The sequence below is a fragment of the Mangrovihabitans endophyticus genome (genome assembly GCF_014646155.1).
GTDB lineage: Bacteria > Actinomycetota > Actinomycetes > Mycobacteriales > Micromonosporaceae > Actinoplanes > Actinoplanes endophyticus.
Genome location: NZ_BMMX01000017.1, coordinates 19,673 through 37,349 on the forward strand (window position 1 = coordinate 19,673; position 17,677 = coordinate 37,349).

At 72.4% G+C, this 17,677-nt stretch carries 16 protein-coding genes; 12 read left to right on the plus strand and 4 right to left on the minus strand.

The genetic code is table 11. The annotated features are described in order from the left end of the window. Positions 1–14 precede the first annotated feature (14 nt). The 9 genes from IEY73_RS18770 (at position 15) to IEY73_RS18810 (ending at position 7,728) form a co-directional block, all read left to right on the plus strand. Positions 15–443 carry an ester cyclase gene (locus IEY73_RS18770; RefSeq protein ID WP_189080548.1) on the plus strand — a complete coding sequence of 143 codons (429 nt, stop codon included), beginning with the start codon at positions 15–17 and terminating at the stop codon, positions 441–443. Next, positions 440–1,213 carry a DJ-1/PfpI family protein gene (locus IEY73_RS18775; protein ID WP_189080549.1) on the plus strand — a complete coding sequence of 258 codons (774 nt, stop codon included), beginning with the start codon at positions 440–442 and terminating at the stop codon, positions 1,211–1,213. The genes IEY73_RS18770 and IEY73_RS18775 overlap by 4 nt, the downstream gene beginning before the upstream one ends. Beyond that, a complete protein-coding gene (locus tag IEY73_RS18780; RefSeq protein ID WP_189080550.1) occupies positions 1,206–2,084 on the plus strand; it encodes an MBL fold metallo-hydrolase in 879 nt (292 codons plus the stop codon). Before IEY73_RS18775 ends, IEY73_RS18780 begins: the two co-directional genes overlap by 8 nt. A gap of 1 nt (position 2,085) precedes the next feature. Beyond that, positions 2,086–2,943 carry a type 1 glutamine amidotransferase domain-containing protein gene (locus IEY73_RS18785; RefSeq protein ID WP_189080551.1) on the plus strand — a complete coding sequence of 286 codons (858 nt, stop codon included), beginning with the start codon at positions 2,086–2,088 and terminating at the stop codon, positions 2,941–2,943. Beyond that, positions 2,940–4,976: an ankyrin repeat domain-containing protein gene (locus IEY73_RS18790; protein ID WP_189080552.1), complete on the plus strand. Its 2,037-nt coding sequence runs from the start codon at positions 2,940–2,942 to the stop codon at positions 4,974–4,976. Before IEY73_RS18785 ends, IEY73_RS18790 begins: the two co-directional genes overlap by 4 nt. Before the next feature lie 334 nt (positions 4,977–5,310). Continuing rightward, complete coding sequence (locus tag IEY73_RS18795) at positions 5,311–5,541, plus strand: hypothetical protein (protein ID WP_189080553.1); 231 nt, start codon at positions 5,311–5,313, stop codon at positions 5,539–5,541. Next, complete coding sequence (locus tag IEY73_RS18800) at positions 5,538–6,107, plus strand: hypothetical protein (protein WP_189080554.1); 570 nt, start codon at positions 5,538–5,540, stop codon at positions 6,105–6,107. Before IEY73_RS18795 ends, IEY73_RS18800 begins: the two co-directional genes overlap by 4 nt. Continuing rightward, entirely contained in the window at positions 6,104–6,418 is a 315-nt protein-coding gene (locus IEY73_RS18805) for a hypothetical protein (RefSeq protein ID WP_189080555.1), read from the plus strand. Before IEY73_RS18800 ends, IEY73_RS18805 begins: the two co-directional genes overlap by 4 nt. After that, positions 6,415–7,728: a hypothetical protein gene (locus IEY73_RS18810; protein ID WP_189080556.1), complete on the plus strand. Its 1,314-nt coding sequence runs from the start codon at positions 6,415–6,417 to the stop codon at positions 7,726–7,728. Before IEY73_RS18805 ends, IEY73_RS18810 begins: the two co-directional genes overlap by 4 nt. Before the next feature lie 20 nt (positions 7,729–7,748). On the opposite strand, the gene IEY73_RS18815 is transcribed toward IEY73_RS18810, so the two are convergent. Then, positions 7,749–8,603 carry a cytochrome c biogenesis CcdA family protein gene (locus IEY73_RS18815; RefSeq protein ID WP_189080557.1) on the minus strand — a complete coding sequence of 285 codons (855 nt, stop codon included), beginning with the start codon at positions 8,601–8,603 and terminating at the stop codon, positions 7,749–7,751. Continuing rightward, on the minus strand, positions 8,600–9,199 hold the full coding sequence (locus IEY73_RS18820; protein ID WP_189080558.1) for a redoxin domain-containing protein: 600 nt from the start codon (positions 9,197–9,199) through the stop codon (positions 8,600–8,602). Before IEY73_RS18820 ends, IEY73_RS18815 begins: the two co-directional genes overlap by 4 nt. A gap of 229 nt (positions 9,200–9,428) precedes the next feature. Here IEY73_RS18820 and IEY73_RS18825 point away from each other — a divergent pair, with 229 nt between their 5' ends. Further along, positions 9,429–10,055 (plus strand): DUF5134 domain-containing protein, encoded by a 627-nt coding sequence (locus IEY73_RS18825; RefSeq protein WP_189080559.1) that lies wholly within the window; start codon positions 9,429–9,431, stop codon positions 10,053–10,055. A 98-nt stretch (positions 10,056–10,153) separates the two neighbouring features. Next, positions 10,154–12,421 (plus strand): heavy metal translocating P-type ATPase, encoded by a 2,268-nt coding sequence (locus IEY73_RS18830; protein WP_229715952.1) that lies wholly within the window; start codon positions 10,154–10,156, stop codon positions 12,419–12,421. Between the two features lie 13 nt (positions 12,422–12,434). On the opposite strand, the gene IEY73_RS18835 is transcribed toward IEY73_RS18830, so the two are convergent. Beyond that, positions 12,435–14,402, minus strand: coding sequence for a cytochrome c oxidase assembly protein (locus IEY73_RS18835; RefSeq protein WP_189080561.1), 1,968 nt, complete (start codon positions 14,400–14,402; stop codon positions 12,435–12,437). A 103-nt stretch (positions 14,403–14,505) separates the two neighbouring features. Between IEY73_RS18835 and IEY73_RS18840 the strand changes: the two genes are divergently transcribed. Continuing rightward, positions 14,506–15,504 (plus strand): cytochrome c oxidase assembly protein, encoded by a 999-nt coding sequence (locus IEY73_RS18840; RefSeq protein ID WP_189080562.1) that lies wholly within the window; start codon positions 14,506–14,508, stop codon positions 15,502–15,504. A 79-nt stretch (positions 15,505–15,583) separates the two neighbouring features. On the opposite strand, the gene IEY73_RS18845 is transcribed toward IEY73_RS18840, so the two are convergent. Continuing rightward, positions 15,584–17,491, minus strand: coding sequence for a pectate lyase-like domain-containing protein (locus IEY73_RS18845; RefSeq protein ID WP_189080563.1), 1,908 nt, complete (start codon positions 17,489–17,491; stop codon positions 15,584–15,586). Positions 17,492–17,677: the final 186 nt, after the last annotated feature.

The window sequence follows — 17,677 nt, forward strand, 5'->3', positions numbered from 1 at the left end:
CGAAGGGGAGATCCATGCAGCGTCACGAGGCGCAGAACCTCATCGAACCGTTCTACGACCTGTTCCGCAGCAAACGCCGCGACTGGGACGCCGGCTTCGCCGTCCTGGCCGACGACTGGCGGTCCTACTACACCAACGGCGACTACCGCACCAAGACGGACACCCGGCCGTACATCGAAGGGCTGTTCGAGATCGTCCCGGACATCAACGTGGAGATCCTCCACCTGACCGTGGACGGGCAGTTCATCGCGGTGCGCAGCGAACTGTCCGGCACCCCGGCGACCGACTTCATGGTCCCGCACACCGGGCGCTCGTTCCGCATCATGACCATCGACATCCACCAGGTCGGCGCCGACGGCCGGCTGTCCGTCCTGCATCACCTGGAGGACTGGGGCACCGCGATCCGGCAGCTACAAGGCACGCAGGAAGAGGTACCGGCATGAAGATCCTCATCGTGGCGTCCAACTACGGGGTGTGGGCGGAAGAGTTGCAGGGTCCGTGGGACGCGCTGAAGGGCGCCGGCCACGACCTGACCCTGGCGACCTATCTCGGCAAGACCCCGCTGCCCGGGGCGATCAGCATGGACCCGGACTTCGTCGACCCGCAGCAGAAGATCAAGATGAATCCGCCGGAGTTGCTCACCCGGATCAACGAGATCCTGGACTCCGGGGAGTGGTCGGCGCCGATCCGCACCCGCGACGCGGACATGGCCGAGCACGACGCGCTGGTCGTGGTCGGGGGCGCCGGCTCGGCGCTGGACGTGGCCGGCAACGGCCTGGTGCACCGGCTGGTGCTGGACGCCTACCGGCAGGGCAAGACCATCGGCGCGTTGTGCTACGCGGTGGGCGCGCTGGCGTTCACCCGCGACCCGGACAACGGCATGCGCAGCGTGATCTACGGCAAGCACGTGACCGCGCACCCGCACGCTTGGGACTTCGTCGACGACCTGGAGTACGACGTGGTCCGGGCCACCCCGGACAACCCGCGGCTGCAACTGAAGACCAGCGGCTTCGTCTTCCCGCTGCAGTACATGGTGGAGGACGCGGTCGGCCCGGACGGCTCGGTGGCCGCCGACCCCACCACCTCCCGGGAACGGCCCAGCGTGGTCTACGACCCGCCGTTCGTCACCGGGCTGTCGGTGGAATCGGCGCAGGCGTTCGGCGCCAAACTGGTCGAGGTGCTGGCGAACAAGCCGGTGAGCGCCCATGCCTGAGGACTTCGGGACACCGGCGACGGCCGTGCTGGAGCGTGACGGCCTGCGGGTGCACACCTTCACCGCGCCGGCCACCGTGCTGGCCAACTCCACGCACGTGCTGGAGACGCCGTCCGCGCTGGTGGTGGTGGACGGCCAGTTCATCGCCCCGCACGCCGCGGCGTTCCGGCGCTACGTCGACGCGCTGGGCAAGCCGATCGCCCGCATGTACCTCTCACACGCCCACGTTGACCACTGGTTCGGCATCGCCGCCGCGTTCGCCGACGTGGACGTGTGGGCGGCCGAGGCGACCATCGCCGCGTTGCGGCGCGACGGCGAGGCCGAACGCGCCGCGCGAGCCGCCCAGTACGGCCCGCTGGTGCCGTCCCAGGTGGTGGTTCCGCGGCACGTGGCGGAGCCCGGCGTGGACACCGTGGACGGCGTCAAGCACGAGATCGAGGTGGTGACCGGCGCGGAGTGCGACGCCCAGTTGCTGATCACCCTGCCCGATCACGGGGTGACCGTGGCGCAGGATCTGGTCTACAGCGGCACCCACGTCTATCTGACCCGGCGCATGGACCGCTCCCTGGCGCTGCTGGAGTCCCTGGCCGGGTCCGCCTCCGATGTCTTCCTGGCCGGCCACGGCCCGGTCGCGGACCGCGCCGAGCTGCGCCGCAACGCCGACTACCTCGGGTACGCGCGGGACCGGCTGACCGGGGTGAGCGACCCGCACGCGTACCGGGACGCGCTTGTCGCCGCGTTCCCGGACCGGGCCTGCCCGCAACTGCTGGACATCTGCGTCCCGTCGCTGTTCGCGGACTCCGCCGCACCGGGCACCGGCCACACCGAGCATGGCCACATCGAGCATGGCCACACCGAGCATGGGGAGTGAAATGAGCAAGAAAGTGCTGTGCATCGTGTCCGAACACGGCTTCTGGGCTCAGGAGCTGCTGCTGCCGGTGGACCAGTTGGAGGCGGCCGGCATCGAGGTGCGGTTCGCCACCCCGACCGGGGCGCAGCCGCTGCCCGACCCGGGCAGCCTGGACGACACGTACGTCGATCCGCCGCTGGGCCGCCCGGTGACCTCGCCGCAGATGGGGGAGCGGGCGCGCACCACCGACTGGGAGACGTACTTCAAGGACCGGCTGAACCTGACCGACATGCTGCCGGTGCGCCCGTACCTGAGCCGCGACGGCTATCTCGGCGCGCTGGAGGACTACTACGAGGCGCGTGCCGCGGCGTGGCGCGACATCGTGCCGCACTACGACGGGCTGCTGCTGGTCGGCGGCAGCGGACCCATCGTCGACATGGTGAACAACCCGCGGGTGCACGACTTGATCCTCGGCTTCCACGACGCTGACAAGATCATCGCGGCGGAGTGCTACGCGGTCACCTGCCTGGCCTTCGCCCGGGAACTGGACGAGCGTCGCAGCCTCCTCGCCGGGCGGCACGTCACCGGCCACACCATGGAGTACGACTACACCTCCGGCTGGGCGGTGATGGCCAACGGCGCGCCGCTGACCTTCCAGTCGCCGCCGTTCGCCCTGGAGTACATCCTGCGCGACGCGGTCGGCCCGGACGGACAGTTCCACGGCAACGTGGGCCGCAAGCTCTCCGTCGTGCTGGACTACCCGCTGCTCACCAGCCGCTCCGTCGGCGAGTCGCAGCGATGCGGGGAGATCCTGGTGCGGGCGCTGACCGACGGGTTGCGCCGCTACGGCTGGCAGCCGCGCCCCGAGCCGGTCCGGTGATCGGCGACCAGCAGCGGCAGCGGACCGTCGCCGCGCTGCGCCGCCTGGAGACCGACGGCGGCTACCCGGACGTCGAGGGCGGCCCGCCCACCCTCGGCGGGACGCTGAGCGCCCTCAAGTCCCTGGCGCTGCTCGGCGAGCGCGCGCCGGACCCGGACGCGGTGCACGCGTGGCTGATCGCCGCCATCGATCCGGCCACCGGCACCTGGCCGGATCCCGCCGGTGCGCCGTCGGTGCTGGCCACCGCGGCCGGCCTGCTCGGGTTGCGCGAGATCGGTGCCACCGGGTCGCTGGACCGCTGGCTGGCGCCCGGGCTGCGGACGATGAGCGCGCGGGCGGCCACCAGGGAAGAACACTTCATGACCATCGCGGTGGCCGACGAGTGCGGGGTGGCGGCGGACCTGAGTCGCAGCGTGGCCTACTTCCGGTCGCTGGCCGCGCCGGACCAGACCTTCGGCACCGACCCGCTGACCAACGCGATCGCGGCGAGTGCGCTGCTGCGGGCCGGGCAGGAGCTGCCCGACCCGGCCGCCGTGACCCGGCTGCTGCTGGCCGCGCAGTCGAGCGACGGGGCGTTCGCCGACGACCTGTGGACCAGCTACTGCACGATGCGCGCCCTGGTGCTGCTGGACGTGGCGCCGGGACCGGGCCTGGCCGGCTGGGTGCTGCGCGCGGCCTGCCCGGAGGGCGGGTTCGGCACCGGTTCCGCACTGGCCACCGGAACCACGTACCAGAGCCTGAGCGTGCTGGACTGGATTGCGGCGCCGATGCTGGCCGCGGCCCGCGCCGGCGACCAGGAGGCGACCGAGCGGCACCTGCGCGCCGGCGCCGACCCGGACCTGCGCGACCTGTGCGGATGGACGCCGTTGGCCGCCGCGGCGGTCCGTGGCCAGGCGGCGGCGGTGCGGCGATTGCTGGACGCGGGCGCCGACCCGGATCTGCGGGTGCCGCGCGCCGACGCGCTGCCGATCTTCTGGGCCGGCCAGTCGGGCAGCCTGGACACCGTGCGGGAGCTGCTGACGGCGCGGCCCGCGCATCTGTTCGCGACGAGCGCGGTCAACGGGCACACCGTGCTGTTGCAGGCGGTGTTCTTCGGCACCGAACGGCATCGCGACCTGGCGGCCTGGCTGATCGCGCACGCCGCGGAGGTGCTCGGCATCCCGGAGCGCGACGCGGATCACCGCCAGGCCACCCGCCGTCGCCTGCTGGCCGCGTGCAACGTGCGCGGCTACACCGCCACCACGATGTCCGCGCTGTGGCACAACCCGGAGATGTCCGCGCTGCTCGCCGAGGTCGACGACACCACGCCGGCGGAACGCGACGACTACTACCGCTGGCTGCTGGCAACGATCGCGCCGCCGCCACCGGACGACCTGGCCGCGCAGCGGGCCACCGACGACCTGATCGAGCGCATCGAGCAGGCGTTCGCTGCGCCGGCGGGCGCGTTCGACGTGACCGCCCTGCTGGCCGACGTCACCGCCGCGGTCACCGCGCCGGGCTTCGACATCAACCGGCGTGGCGGGCCGCTCGGGCAGACGCCGATCGTGGTGGCGGTCACCGGCGTCGACCCGGACGCCGAGACGGCCGCCGGACGGCAGCGGCTGACCGCGCTGTTGCTGCGCTACGGCGCCGACCCCGACCTGCCCGAACGCCACCCGATGGCGGTGGACGCGGTGATCCGCGCGGCGGTGCTGAACCACTTCGAGTGCCTGCGGGAGATCGCCGGATACATGGGGCCGCTGGCATTCGCCGCCGCCCTGAACGAACCGCCGGCGATCAACGGGCAGACCGCCCTGGACGACACCGTGCACCGGGCGCTGACGGCGCCACCGGACTCGCTGGACCGGCATCTGGAGCAGATCCGCTGGGCGATCGAGCACGGGGCCCGTACGGACATCGCGGACCTGACCGGCGTGACGGTGGCGGACCGGGCCCGCCTGGCCGTCGGCGACGAGATCATGGGCGGCAACGCGACCCGCGTCCTGCAGGCGCTGGGGATAACGGCGGATGAGCCGGCACTTGTCGCCTCCTGAAGCGGCAGTCGCGCCGTAGAGCGGTATCACCGGTGGGGGACGCCCAGGCCGGAACAGGCTGCCTTCACGACCACCGACCCCCGCGGGAGGACGCGACATGCGGGCGGCCGATGTCGCCTTGCCATCGATGATGATGGGCGACTACTGTACGCAGGACAAGTGGCCGTGCGGAAACCCAGCTCATGGGCTCAACGCTGCCCGCAGCCTTCCCGCGCGCCCGGTCATTGACTCGCGTGCGGCAATGCCGGCCGGACGGCACTGAACGCTGATTTACCTCGGGCGGGCACTGCGGCACACTCAGATTGATGCCCATCGTGACGAGGGGATCGACACCGTGGCGCAGGACGAGCACTGGACGTGCGACGTGGACGTGTTCTCACCCGACCGCAGCGTGCGCCTGATCGCCGACCGTACCGGACACCTGCACGTCGACGTGCAGAACCTGCACCGGCACGACGAGACGAGCCTCGCCGGGCAAATCCGCTCCGCCGCGCGCGTCGCACTGGCAGCCCTGCAGGACGACCCATCAGCCGGTGGCTCCGACGCGGATGAGGCGCGGCGGTGAAGACCACCCGCGCGTCGGCGATCGCCGGGTTCACCGTCGTGGCCCTCGTGGCCCTCGCCGTCGCGGTGTGGCAGATGCATCCCTGGCGCGAAAGCGCCGCCTGGGTGCCCACCTGCTCCGACCTGACCACCGCGATGCAAGGTGCCGCCGGGGGAGCGTGGACCGTCAGCAAGCCCGACGCCGGCCGGGACAAGAACGACACCTCGACGGTCTGCCAGATCGCCTTCATCACGACCGGTCGGCGGCACACCGGCACCGTCGATGTCTTCATCGCCGGCACCCCCGACCCCGACACCACTGGTCGGCAGGCCGCAACCGCCGACTGCGCCGGCACCCCAGCACCAGCGCCGGCACCGGCGGGATACCTCGTCTACCGCGCCTGCACCCGCAACGCCGGCGACCGGATCAACGAGACGGTCATCGCAGCCCGGCAACGACGCTGGGCCACCCTCAGCCTGTCTGCCGCCATCCCCGCGGACGGCAACCCGGCCGAGGTCAGCCGCTTCGCCCACACCGCGGCCGGCAAACTCGCCGACCTCGGCCTCACCCTGCCGGAAGACCGGTGACAACCGTCATGACCCGGCTCGACGATTACCTGGCCGCCGTCGCCGCCATCGCAGCGACCGGCGCCTCCGCCAACCGCTGGATCACCGTCACCCGCGCCGCCGACGGCGCCATCGACGTACGCATCCGGCCCGGCATGCTGCACGAGCTGTCCGCGGCGCAGATCGCCGACGAGATCCGCACCGCTCTGCTGGCCGCCGTCGCGGACCATCGACGCCAGTACGTGCAACGGCGCATCGACTACTTCGGCTCACCCGCCGGAGCCGGGCACGACCCACCGTCCGGCACCACCGACAACCCGGGACGACCATGACAGACCTCGCCGCGTACGACGTCGCCACCCGCACCCTGATCACCTATGGCGCCGAACGTTACGAAGACGCCGTCATCTATCGCGCGGTCCGCCGCTACCTCGACGACATCGGCGCCATCCCCGCCGCGGCCTGGGGAACCCTGCCCGAGGTGTCCGAACGGCTCGCCCGCGACTGGCAAACCTCCCTGGCGTCCCGCGTCGACGAAGCCATCGACGCCTCCACCGAAATGGATCGCATCGCCGACGCCCTGCTCCAGATCGCCGCCGACTACGAACACGCGGACCTCCACATCGCCACCACTTTCGACCTGGTCAACCGAGACCTGAAGCCCTACCTGCCGACCGCCGACGGCTACACCGGCGACTTGCGCCTGCACCCCGGCGGCACCGGCGTCATGACGCCACCGCCGCATCACCACCGCGACGAACGCCCCACGGTCGTGGTCCCACCCGACAACGACCGGCTCGCCGCCACCCGCCACGAAACCCTGCCCCGTACCCGAACCGTCGAAGAACCCCTCACGATCGGCACCAGCGACGGCAACAACCTGATCATCAGCGGTGGACGCAGCACCCACTACGAGGGCGGAGCAGGCGACCCGCTCGACCAGTTCGTTCAGCACCATCGCAGTGACCTGCTCCAACTTGAGGCCCTGCTCACCGAACTCGGCACCGGACACCGCATGCCCCTGTCCGACCTGATCATCCACGCCTGGCGCAGCGTCCCCGCCATCATCCGCAACCGCGCCGACCTGCTGCACTCGGTCGCCAACACCTACGCCGAAACCCGGACGAACTTCGGTGAGGAGACCACCAGCCTCGCCCGCTATTGGCGCGGCACCGCCGGCGACGCCTACATCCAGCACGCCCGCGCTTACCGCACCTGGCTGGACCACCTCCACACCCAGGCCGCGTGGCTCGCCGACGAAGGCAAGAAGGCGGCCTCCCTGCTCGAAGGGCTCCGCAACGCGTACGCCAACGCAGGCTACCAACGCATCAGCACCCTGCTGGAGGCCATGCACGCCTACATCACCGCGATCAACTCACCGTTCGCCGCGTGCAGCAAACCCGAAACCGCGTTTCTCAACGCCGTCGACGTCTTCACCAACTACCTGATCCAAGCCGAACGCAACGCCGTCGACCTCGCCGCCGACCTCCTCACCATCGACGAACAAGAACGCAAGGAACGCCCCGACCTCGGCACCCGCAACCACGACAGAACGCCCCTGCCCGTATCCGCCCTCGACTACGACACCTGGACCAATCGCGCAGGCTGGTCACCCCGACCAGCCGACGCCGAGCACCCGTGAGCAACGGGCGCGATGCGTCGTCAGGAGGTGCTGCGACTGGTGCGTCGCCGCCATCCGGCGAACAGCCCGGCCGTCGTCAGCGCCGCGAGCAGCAGGGCGAACACCGTCACCCCGGCGCGCCCGGCGACGTCCGCCAGCCAGTGCTGCACCGTGCCCGCGGCGGACACCACCGGATCGGACGGGTCGCCGCCGCCCGCGAGCCGCGTCTCGTACCAGCCGTAGTACGCCACGTACAGGCCGGCGACCACCATGATCATCCCGCCCGCCCGGGACAGCGCCGGTGCGGCGCGTCGCATCCGGGCCAGCAGGGATGTCCGGGCCAGCGCCACGGCCAGCGCGGCCACCCCGACCAACAGGCCCATGCCCACCGCGTACGCGACGAACAGGCCCGCCCCGGCCAGCGGTGACCCGCCGCGCAGCCCGGCCACGACGATAGCCAGGAACGGCCCGACGGTGCAGCCGAGCGAGGCCAGCGCGTACCCGGCGCCGAACAGCATCATGGACGGCACCGACCGGGTCACCGCGCCGCGGCCGGTGCCCGGCAGGCGCAGCCCCGGCAGCGTCCGCCCGGCCAGCAGCCAGACACCGGCCACCGCTACCGCCACGCCCAGCACCACGGTGAACCAGGGCAGGTAGGCGTGCACGGCCCCGGCCACCGGCAGCAGCACCAGCCCGAACACCCCGAAGACGGCGACGAACCCGGCGGTCATCGCGGCCGTGGCCAGCAGCGCCCGCCGCACGGCCGGCACCCGTCCCGGTGCGTCGTCGCCGACCGTGAGCAGGGACAGATAGACCGGCAGCAGCGCGAACCCGCACGGATTCACCGCTGCCAGCATGCCGGCGGTGAGCGCGAGCGCGTACGGGACCTCGGTCACGTCAGCTTTCCCACCCGGCCCGCGAGCTGATCGCCGGGCAGGTAACCGGAGAACACCGTCCGGCCGGAGCCGTCCAGCATGACGAACGTGCTCTGCTGCGTGACGCCGAACCGCCGCCACACCGCGCCGGCCTCGTCGGACAGGTGCGGCAGACCGTCCACGTGGAACTGGTGCACGAACGTGCGCATGTTCGCTTCCCCGTCCAGCCCGCCGACCCCCACCACGGAGATCCGCCCGGCGGTGTCGCGGGCCACCGCGGCCACGTCGCGGGCCTGCCCGGCGCATGTCGGGCACCACGGCGCCCAGAACCAGAAGACGACCGGCCGTCCGGCCAGGGCGGCGGCGTTGAACGCGGCCCCGTCCACGGTCTGGGCGGTGAACCGCAGGAGGGGTGGCACCGCGGCATCGCCGCTGCGGGCGGGCGCCGCGGAGGAATCCGTGGCGGTCGCGACCGTGGACGGCCCCGGCGGGGCGGTGTCGGAGGCCGGGGCGGCGCCGGGCTCGACGGCGCCGCCGTTCGCGCACGCGGCGGCGAGGAACAGCAGAACAAGCGCGGGTGCGGCGGCGCGAACTCGCAGGACCGATGGGACACGCACGACGGGCCTCCTCACAGACACCTCCGGACGGCTGTCCGGCTCGCGGACTGCGCCGACCGTACCGTCGGAACCCGGTGTCAGATCTTACGGAACGTCGACATTCGACCGGCCCGGCGTGGGTTTTCTCGGTCACTATGTGATCTCGCCGGGAACTTCACGGCGCCGGAAACGGACTTCCGCATGTCGGGGTTTCGCGCAGCGGGACTCCTCGAAGCGGAGGGAGGCACCGGTGGCGAACGTCTGGTTGCCGGGCTGGGTGGCGTCGTCGTGGAGCGCGATCTATGTGGTGGTGCTGCTCCTGCACGCCGGGCACCTGCTGGCGATGCGCGGCCGGGCGCGGATCTGGCACGGGTCGCATGTGGTGATGGCCCTCGGCATGCTCGACATGTCCTGGCCCGGCCGGCACATGCTGGTCCGGCCGGGTGCCGGCGCGGTGGTCTTCGGGCTGGCCGCCGCCGTCGCGCTGGCCGCGGCGGTGGCGGACCGGAACCGGCGCGGGTCGGGCGGCGTCGTGTGGTTCATCGCCGGGCTCGACCTGGCTGTCATGGCCTACATGTACGCGTTGCCCGCGTCGGCGGCGGTCACGGTGGTGTGCGCGGCCTGGCTGGTGGCGGAGGCGACCGGGTGGGCCGCCGGCCGCCTCGACGGGACGTCGTCGCGGGCCTGCGAGCCAGACCCCGGCCGGCGTCCGGCCGCGTCGGCCGGGGCGACGACCGCGACCATGGCGCACCGCCGCACCGATGCGCTGCTGCTGCGGGTCAGCATGGCGGCGATGTGCCTGGGCATGGCCTACATGCTGCTCGCGATGCAGTTCGGTATGGCCGCGATGTCCGGCATGCGGATGCGCGGGGCATGACCGGCCCCCGCGCGCCCGGCGGCCGGTCCGGGTCTACCAGGTCACATCGGTTCCCCGGCCCGCCGGAGCAGGCCCCGGGGCTGCGTAGATTCGCCCCTGTGACGACGACTGCATCGGCACCGGCACCGGCCGACCTGGGCGAGATCGAACTCGCGGTCTCCGGGATGACCTGCGCGGCCTGTGCGTCGCGGGTGGAGCGGCAACTGGGCAAGCTCGACGGCGTGCACGCCACGGTGAACCTGGCCACCGAACGGGCCACCGTGCACCTGTCCGCGCCCGTCCCGCTGGAGTCCCTGGTCGCCCAGGTGGAGAAGGCCGGCTACGGCGCCGCCCCGGTGGTCGCGGAGCAGGACCGGCCGGATCACGCCGACCGGGTGCGGGACCTGTGGCGGCGGCTGATGGTGGCGCTGCTGCTCGGCATCCCGGTCGCGGACCTGTCGATCACCGTGGTGCTGGTCCCGGCGCTGCGTTTCCCGGGGTGGCAGTGGGTGCTGCTGGCGATGACGCTGCCCGTGGTGACCTGGTGCGCCTGGCCGTTTCACCGCAAGGCGGTCGCCGCGGCCCGGCACGGCTCCAGCTCCATGGACACCCTGGTCTCGCTCGGCGTGGTGACCTCGGCCGGATGGTCCTTCTACACCGTGTTCCACGACGACGCGGACGGTCTCGCCGACGCCGGATGGCATCTCATCTTCGAACCGGCCGGGTCGGTCTATCTGGACGTCGCCGTCGGCGTGACGGTCTTCGTGCTGGCCGGCCGGCTCTTCGAGGCGCGGGCCCGGCGCGCGGCCGGCGACGCGCTGCGGGCGCTGGCCCGGGTGGGGGCGAAACAGGCCACCCGGTTGCGGGCGGACGGCACCGAGGAGGCGGTGCCGGCGGACGCCGTGCGGGTCGGCGACCGGCTGGTGGTCCGTCCCGGCGAGACCATCGCCGCCGACGGTGTGGTGCGCGACGGCTCCAGCGCGGTCGACACGGCGGCGATGACCGGCGAGTCCGTCCCGGCGACGGTGGAGGCGGGCGACGCGGTCACCGGCGGCACGGTCGCGGTGGCCGGACGGCTCGTCGTCGAGGCGGTCCGGGTGGGCGCCGCCACCCAGCTCGCGCAACTGATCCGGCTTGTGGAGCGGGCGCAGACGGACAAGGCTCGGGTGCAGCGCCTGGCGGACCGGATCTCGGCGGTGTTCGTACCGGTGGTGATCGGCCTGGCGGTCCTCACCGGCCTCGGCTGGGGGTGGGCCGGCGCCGGGCCGCACCGGGCGATAAGCGTCGGCCTGGCGGTGCTGATCATCGCGTGCCCGTGCGCCCTGGGCCTGGCCACGCCGACCGCGTTGCTGGCCGCGTCCGGGCGCGGCGCGCAACTGGGCATCTTCATCAAGGGGCTGCAGGTGCTGGAGCCGGCGCGCGCGATCGACACCGTGGTGCTGGACAAGACCGGGACGGTGACCAACGGCCGGATGACCGTGGCCGAGTGGTGGGCGGCCGACAGCGCGGACTCCGATCGTGTGCTGGGCGCCGCGGGAGCCGTGGAGAACGCGACAGGTCACCTGATCGGCCGGGCGGTGGCGGCGTACGCATTGCGGGAACTCGGCGAACTGCCGCGCGTCGAGGAGTTCGGCGCGCTGCCCGGCCTGGGCGCCCGGGGCCGGGTCGACGGCCGGGCGGTGCTGATCGGTTCGCCGCGGTTGATGGACCGATCGGGTGTCCCGGTCCCGGCACAGTGCCCGGTGGCGGGCACGCGATGGGCGGACCGCGGCGGCACGACGGTCCTGGTCGCGGTGGACGGTGTGGTGTGCGCCGCGTTGCTGCTCACCGACACGGTGCGCAGCTCGGCGGCGGGCGCCGTGCGCGCCCTGCGCGAGATGGGCCTGCGCACCATCTTGCTGACCGGCGACAACCCGGCGAGCGCCGGCGCGGTGGCGGCGGAGATCGGCGTCGACGAGACGATCGCCCAGGTGCTGCCGGCGGACAAGGCGGCGGTGGTGGCCCGGCTGCGCGGGGAGGGTCACGTCGTCGCGATGGTCGGCGACGGGATCAACGACGCGCCCGCCCTGGCCGGCGCGGACCTGGGCATGGCGGTGGTGACCGGCACGGACGTGGCGATCGGCGCCGCGGACGTGATCCTCGTCCGCGACGACCTCGACGTGGTGCCGCTGGCGGTCGCCCTGGCCCGGCGCACGCTGCGCACCATCCGGGTCAACCTGGCCTGGGCCTTCGGCTACAACCTGCTGGCCCTGCCGATCGCCGCGGCGGGCCTGCTGAACCCGCTGATCTCCAGCGCCGCGATGGCGCTGTCCTCGCTGCTGGTGGTGTCGAACAGCCTGCGGCTGCGTGGCTTCGGCGAACCCCGCGACCGCCCCGCCGCGCGATGAGGCGCCGGCCGGATCACCCGTTGCGGCGCTGCTCCCACGCGCTGACCAGATCGGCGTAGTCGCGGTCCGGCTCGGCCGGGCGCCACCTCGACACCAGGACGGCGAGCATCGCGAACATCGCCGCCTCACCGATGGCCAGTGCGAGATAGGCGCCGAGCCGCTGATCGGCGGCCAGATCGGACACCCACGGCAGGGCCAGCGCGCTGTACATGTTCCCGCTGGCCCGCCCGTCGCCGAGGACATGCCCGCTGGCCAGGATGGCCACCGCGAACACGATGTCCAGCGGCATCGCGACGAGCAGCAGGGTCACCCGCACCAGCGGCGGGGACGGTGCCGGCGTCGGGTCCGGGCCGGCCACGGTCCACGCGAACAGGAACCCGATGGCCAGGAACAGCAGGTGCATGGCCAGGTGCGCCCAGTGGAACCGGACGGTGAGGCCGTAGAGGCCGGTGAAATAGAGCAGGAACGGGGCGCCGGTGAACACCACCGTGGCCACCACCGGCTGGGTCAGCAGCCGGATCACGGTGGTGGACCGTACGGCGGCGAGCCATTCGCGGGCGCCGGGCAGGGCGTCCGCGGGGGCCTCGGGCAGCGCCGCCTCGGCGAGCAGCAGCGGCGCGCCCAGGGCGAGCAGCAGCGGCGCGACCATGCCGACGAGCATGTGCGTCACGGCTTCCAGGCTGAACATCGCCGGGGCGTACCGGGCGAGGCCGGACGAGGTGGCCAGGAGCAGGACCGCGCAGCCGGCCAGCCAGGCCACCAGCCGCCCGACCGGCCACCGCCCGCCCGGCCACCGCCCGACCGGCCCCCGAACCTGGCCGGCCCGCCGGACGCCGGCCAGGTAGAGCGCGGCCAGGGTCAGGCTCAGCGGCGCGAACAGCACCTCGATCCGCCAGTCGGCGATCAGGCGCGGGACCGTCGGCGGGGCGGTCAGGTCGTACCCGAGCAGGGTCTGCTGGCCGGACACGATCTCGCCGAGGAACTTCGGAGCGGGCAGGTCGGTGAGGCCCACCGCGAGCCCGAACGCGACGGCCAGGGCACCCAGTTCGACCGCGAGCAACCGGCGCGGTGAGACGGTGCCGGCGCGCAACCGTCGGCGTAGCCGCAACGCCGTCACGCCGAGGGCCGCCACGAGCACGGCCTTGAGCAGCAGCAGCCCGCCGTACGCGGTGGTGAACGCCCGGCCACCTGGGGCAAGCGCGGCGGCGTCGACCAGCCCGGACAGCGTCACCACCCAGAAGCAGCCGGTGGACAACCGCAGGTAGCGGCGCAGCGCCGGATCCCGGTCCGGGCCGTGCGCGCGGAGCACCGCGATCAGCGTGCCCAGCCACACGACCGCGGCCGGGATGTGGATCGCGATCGCGGACGTCGCGATGTCGTGGTTGGCATCCGACGCGGAATGGCCCGCGGCAACCACCGGCAGCGTGCCCGCGATGCCGAGCGCGACCAGGCCGAACGTCGCCCGCCACCGCAACGTCCGCGCGCAGGCGACCGCGAGGGTGCCGGCCACGGCGGCGGTGCACAGCCACGCCTTCGGCCCCTCCAGCGCCCCGGTGGCGGTCACGATCCGGCCGCCGGTCAGCAGGTCGGGCACCGGCAGGCCGACCGTCGCGGCGGCGTCGAACGGCCACAGCAGCAGCGCCGCGACGGCCCATCCGGCGGCGGCCCGGGCGGCGGTGCGCAGCGCGGCGAACGCGGCGGCACCGATCACACCGGACGGTTGCGGCCGGGTGAGGAAGGCCGCGTAGACCAGCGCACCCACGCACACCGTCGCGGCGGCGTCCGCGGCGAGGCGCAGCACCGGCGTCCCGACACGGACCGCAAGGCCCGGATCGGCGGTGCCGAAGGCGGCGTACGGGAAATCGCCGGCCGTGGCACTGACAACGACCACGACGGCGAGGGCGCCGGCCGCGCCCGCGGCGGCGACGAGCGACCAGAACCGCCGCGATCCGGCGGCTGTTGCGGGCAGAACACGGGTCACCAGCGGGATCGTACGTCGCGCGGAGTACCGTCGAGGCGCCGGACCGGCCCGGGGGTGCGCGGTGCGGCGACGGCGGCACGGCAGGCGAGCGGGAGCGACAAGCATGGCGTTGACGGCGGCCGGACCGACGACGGCGGAGATCGCGGCCGACTGGTCGTGGCGTCCCTTGGTGCTGGTGCCGTTGGTGGCCGCGGCCGTGCTCTACCTCTGGGGTGTGCTGCGGGTGCGCCGGGAACATCCGGCCCGGCCCTGGCCGCTCGGCCGGAGCGCGGCCTTCCTCGGCGGGCTGGCCGTCCTCGCGGTGGCCCTGTTGTCTGCCATCGGCCGGTACGACACGGTCCTGTTCTGGGTGCACATGGTGCAGCACCTGATGCTGATCATGGTGGCTCCGGCGTTGCTGATCCACGGCCGGCCGCTGATCCTGGCCATGCACGCCACCCACAACCCCTGGCACGGCCGGATCAAGCGGGTGCTGCGCTCCCGCGTGGTCACCGTGGTCACCTGCCCGCTCGTGGCCATCCCGCTGTACGCGGCGGTCGTCGTCGTCACGCACCTCACCTCGTTCAACAACCTGGTCGTCCGGCAGCCGGCGGTGGCCGCCGCCGAGGAGGCCACCTACCTGCTGGTGGGCTACCTCTACCTGCTGTCCGGCTTCGGTGAGGAACCGATCCGGTGGCGGCTGTCCCGCCCGGCGAAGATCCTGGTGCTGGTGCTGTCCATGCCGATCGACACGTTCACCGGCATCACGTTGCTGATGACCACGACGAATCCGTGGCCGGCGTACGCCGCGCGCTCCTGGGGACCGGATCCGGTCACCGACGTGCACTACGGCGGCGCGATGATGTGGATCGCCGGGGACACCATCATGATCGCGTTGATGCTGGCCGCGCTGGTGCCCTGGGTGGCCGGGCGCACCCGCAGCAGCGCCCGGCTGCGCCTGGTGGAGAACGCGCGCCGGGCCGCCATGGACCGCTACGCGGCGTACGCCCCGGCGTCGCGCCCCGGTGGCGGCGACGTCGACGAGGACGAGGCCCGGCTGGACGCCTACAACGCCTGGCTGGCCGCCATGGCCGAGCGGGACCGCCGGCACGGGGCGCGCTGAGCCGCACCCTGGATGCGCCGGTGGGCCGGAGCCGTGGTGCTGCGGCTCCGGCCCACCGGCTTGCGGGGGATGGCGGGTGTTACGGGGACGGGTACTGGTTCACGAACACCGGCTGGCCGGTGTTGCTGTTGTCGGCCGGCCCGCCGACCCCGTTGACCACGTGGTCGATGGTGCCGGCGCTCAGGTTGACGGTCATGATGTGGTGAAGCTGAACGCCCGGACGCTGCGGCACCTCGAAACCGTTGTCGGTGTGGATGTCCGGATTGTTCTGATTGAACACGTAGACGCCGCCGCCGTACAGGTCGTGCTTGCGCACCTTGTCGCCGACCTTGTATCCGGCGTAACCCTGCACGTCGCCGTGCTGCCAGTCGGCCTGCGTCGGCGGGTCGTACGGCAGCTCGTTCTGGTACAGCACGGTGGTGCCCTTGTCGCCGTTCCAGACCGTGTTGTAACGCTGGAAGTGCTCCACGAACAGACCGGTGGCGGTCACGTTGTCCCCGTTGATGACCGCGCCGTACCGGCCGATGTTGGTGTTCCAGCGCTGCGTGTCGGTGAAGTTCTCGACGCCGTGGTCGGCGCGCCACACCCAGGTGTGGTCGATGAGCACGTTGTCGCTGTTCACCTCCAGCGCCGTCTCGGTCTTGCCGACGTGCGGGCCGCCGACGCGGAAATACACGTCGGACAGCGTGGTCGGGTTGCTCGGCGTGCTGAGCGGCCAGCCGTGGTACCCGTGTTCCCGGCCGACGCGCAGCAGGGTGTCCGACTTCTTGGTGCCGGCGTCGATGGTCACGCCCGCGATGACGGCCCCGGGCACGTCGGCCACGGCCAGCGGCGTGGCGCCGTTCACCGCGGTCAGCGTGGCGTGGCCGATGCCCAGCACCACGGTGTTCGGCCGCCGCACGTCGATGCTGCGGTCGATGTCGTACACGCCGGGGGTGAGCAGCAGGTTCTTACCCAGCGCCAGGGCCAGGTTGATCTTGCGGACCGAGTCGGACGGCTTGGCCACGAAGAAGCTGGACAGCGGAAGCGTCCGCCCCTGCGTGGTGTCGTCCGCCCAGGACGTGCCGCTGGTGTTGCGGTGCGCCGAGGGCACCCGGACCTGGTACTTGCCGTGGCCGTCGACGAACAGGTACGGCTTCTCCCGGCTCACCGGCGTGGCGTCCAGCGTGGTGTACGGCGGGTCCGGGAAGTCCGCGTCGTCCGGGGCGCCCTGCACGCCCGCGAACACCTGGTTCCACACGGCGTTGGACCAGCCGGCCACCTTGCTGTTGCGGGTCAGCCACTGCTGCTGCGAGCCGTTGACCACGTCCGGCAGATTCGAGTCGGCGATGAAGCCGCCGCTGGCGTACTGCGGGCCGGCGGTGCAGTAGTCCATCAGCGAGAAGGTGCCGCCGCTGACGTTCAGCCGGCGCACGGACACCGCCTGGGACACCGCCCAGAAGTTCGCCCCCGCCCGGCAGCCGTCCTGGCCGGCGCCGTTGATGTGGATCGACAGGTTGGACACCGTGCGCCAGAAGTTCACCAGCGCCAGGCAGTTGCTGGTGCCGTTGTCCTCCAGGCAGCGGTTGTAGACCTCGACCTTGCCGTTGATCACCACATCGGTGGGCTCCGCACCCAGGCCGGAGATCTCGGTGTAGTAGCCCACCTTGACCTGCAGTGGGTGCTCGTCCGTGCCGTACGTGCCGGGCTTGAACAGGAAGGCGTAGCGCTGCGTGCCCATCTCGTTGTCGACCTGCTCGGCGTACGCCGCGTCCAGCGTCGCCTGGATCTCGTCGACCGGCATGCCGGGGTCGAAGACGGTGACGTTGGCGCCGAGCGTCGGCTCGCCGTGCGTGGGCCATTGGTGGTGCGTCGGCTCGGCGTTGGCCGTGCCGGCCAGCAGGCCCACGGTCGCCAGGGCCAGGCCGACTGTCGCTATGCGCACCAGGTGCCGCCGGGACGGCCGGCGCCTGGGGAGACGCCCACCGCCGAACAGGCGTGTCGTCATGCGGGAGTGTCCTTTCGTAACAGGGCTGCAATGAACCGGGTCACAGCAAGCGATAGACGGCCCCGCATGTCAAGAGCGCGATCCGAGTGGCGGGGCGGCAATCACCCCATGATCAGGACAACTCGCCCGAGTTCCGGAACCGCCGATGTCCGAAAGGGCCACCGGGCCGAGTAAATCCGGGTCACC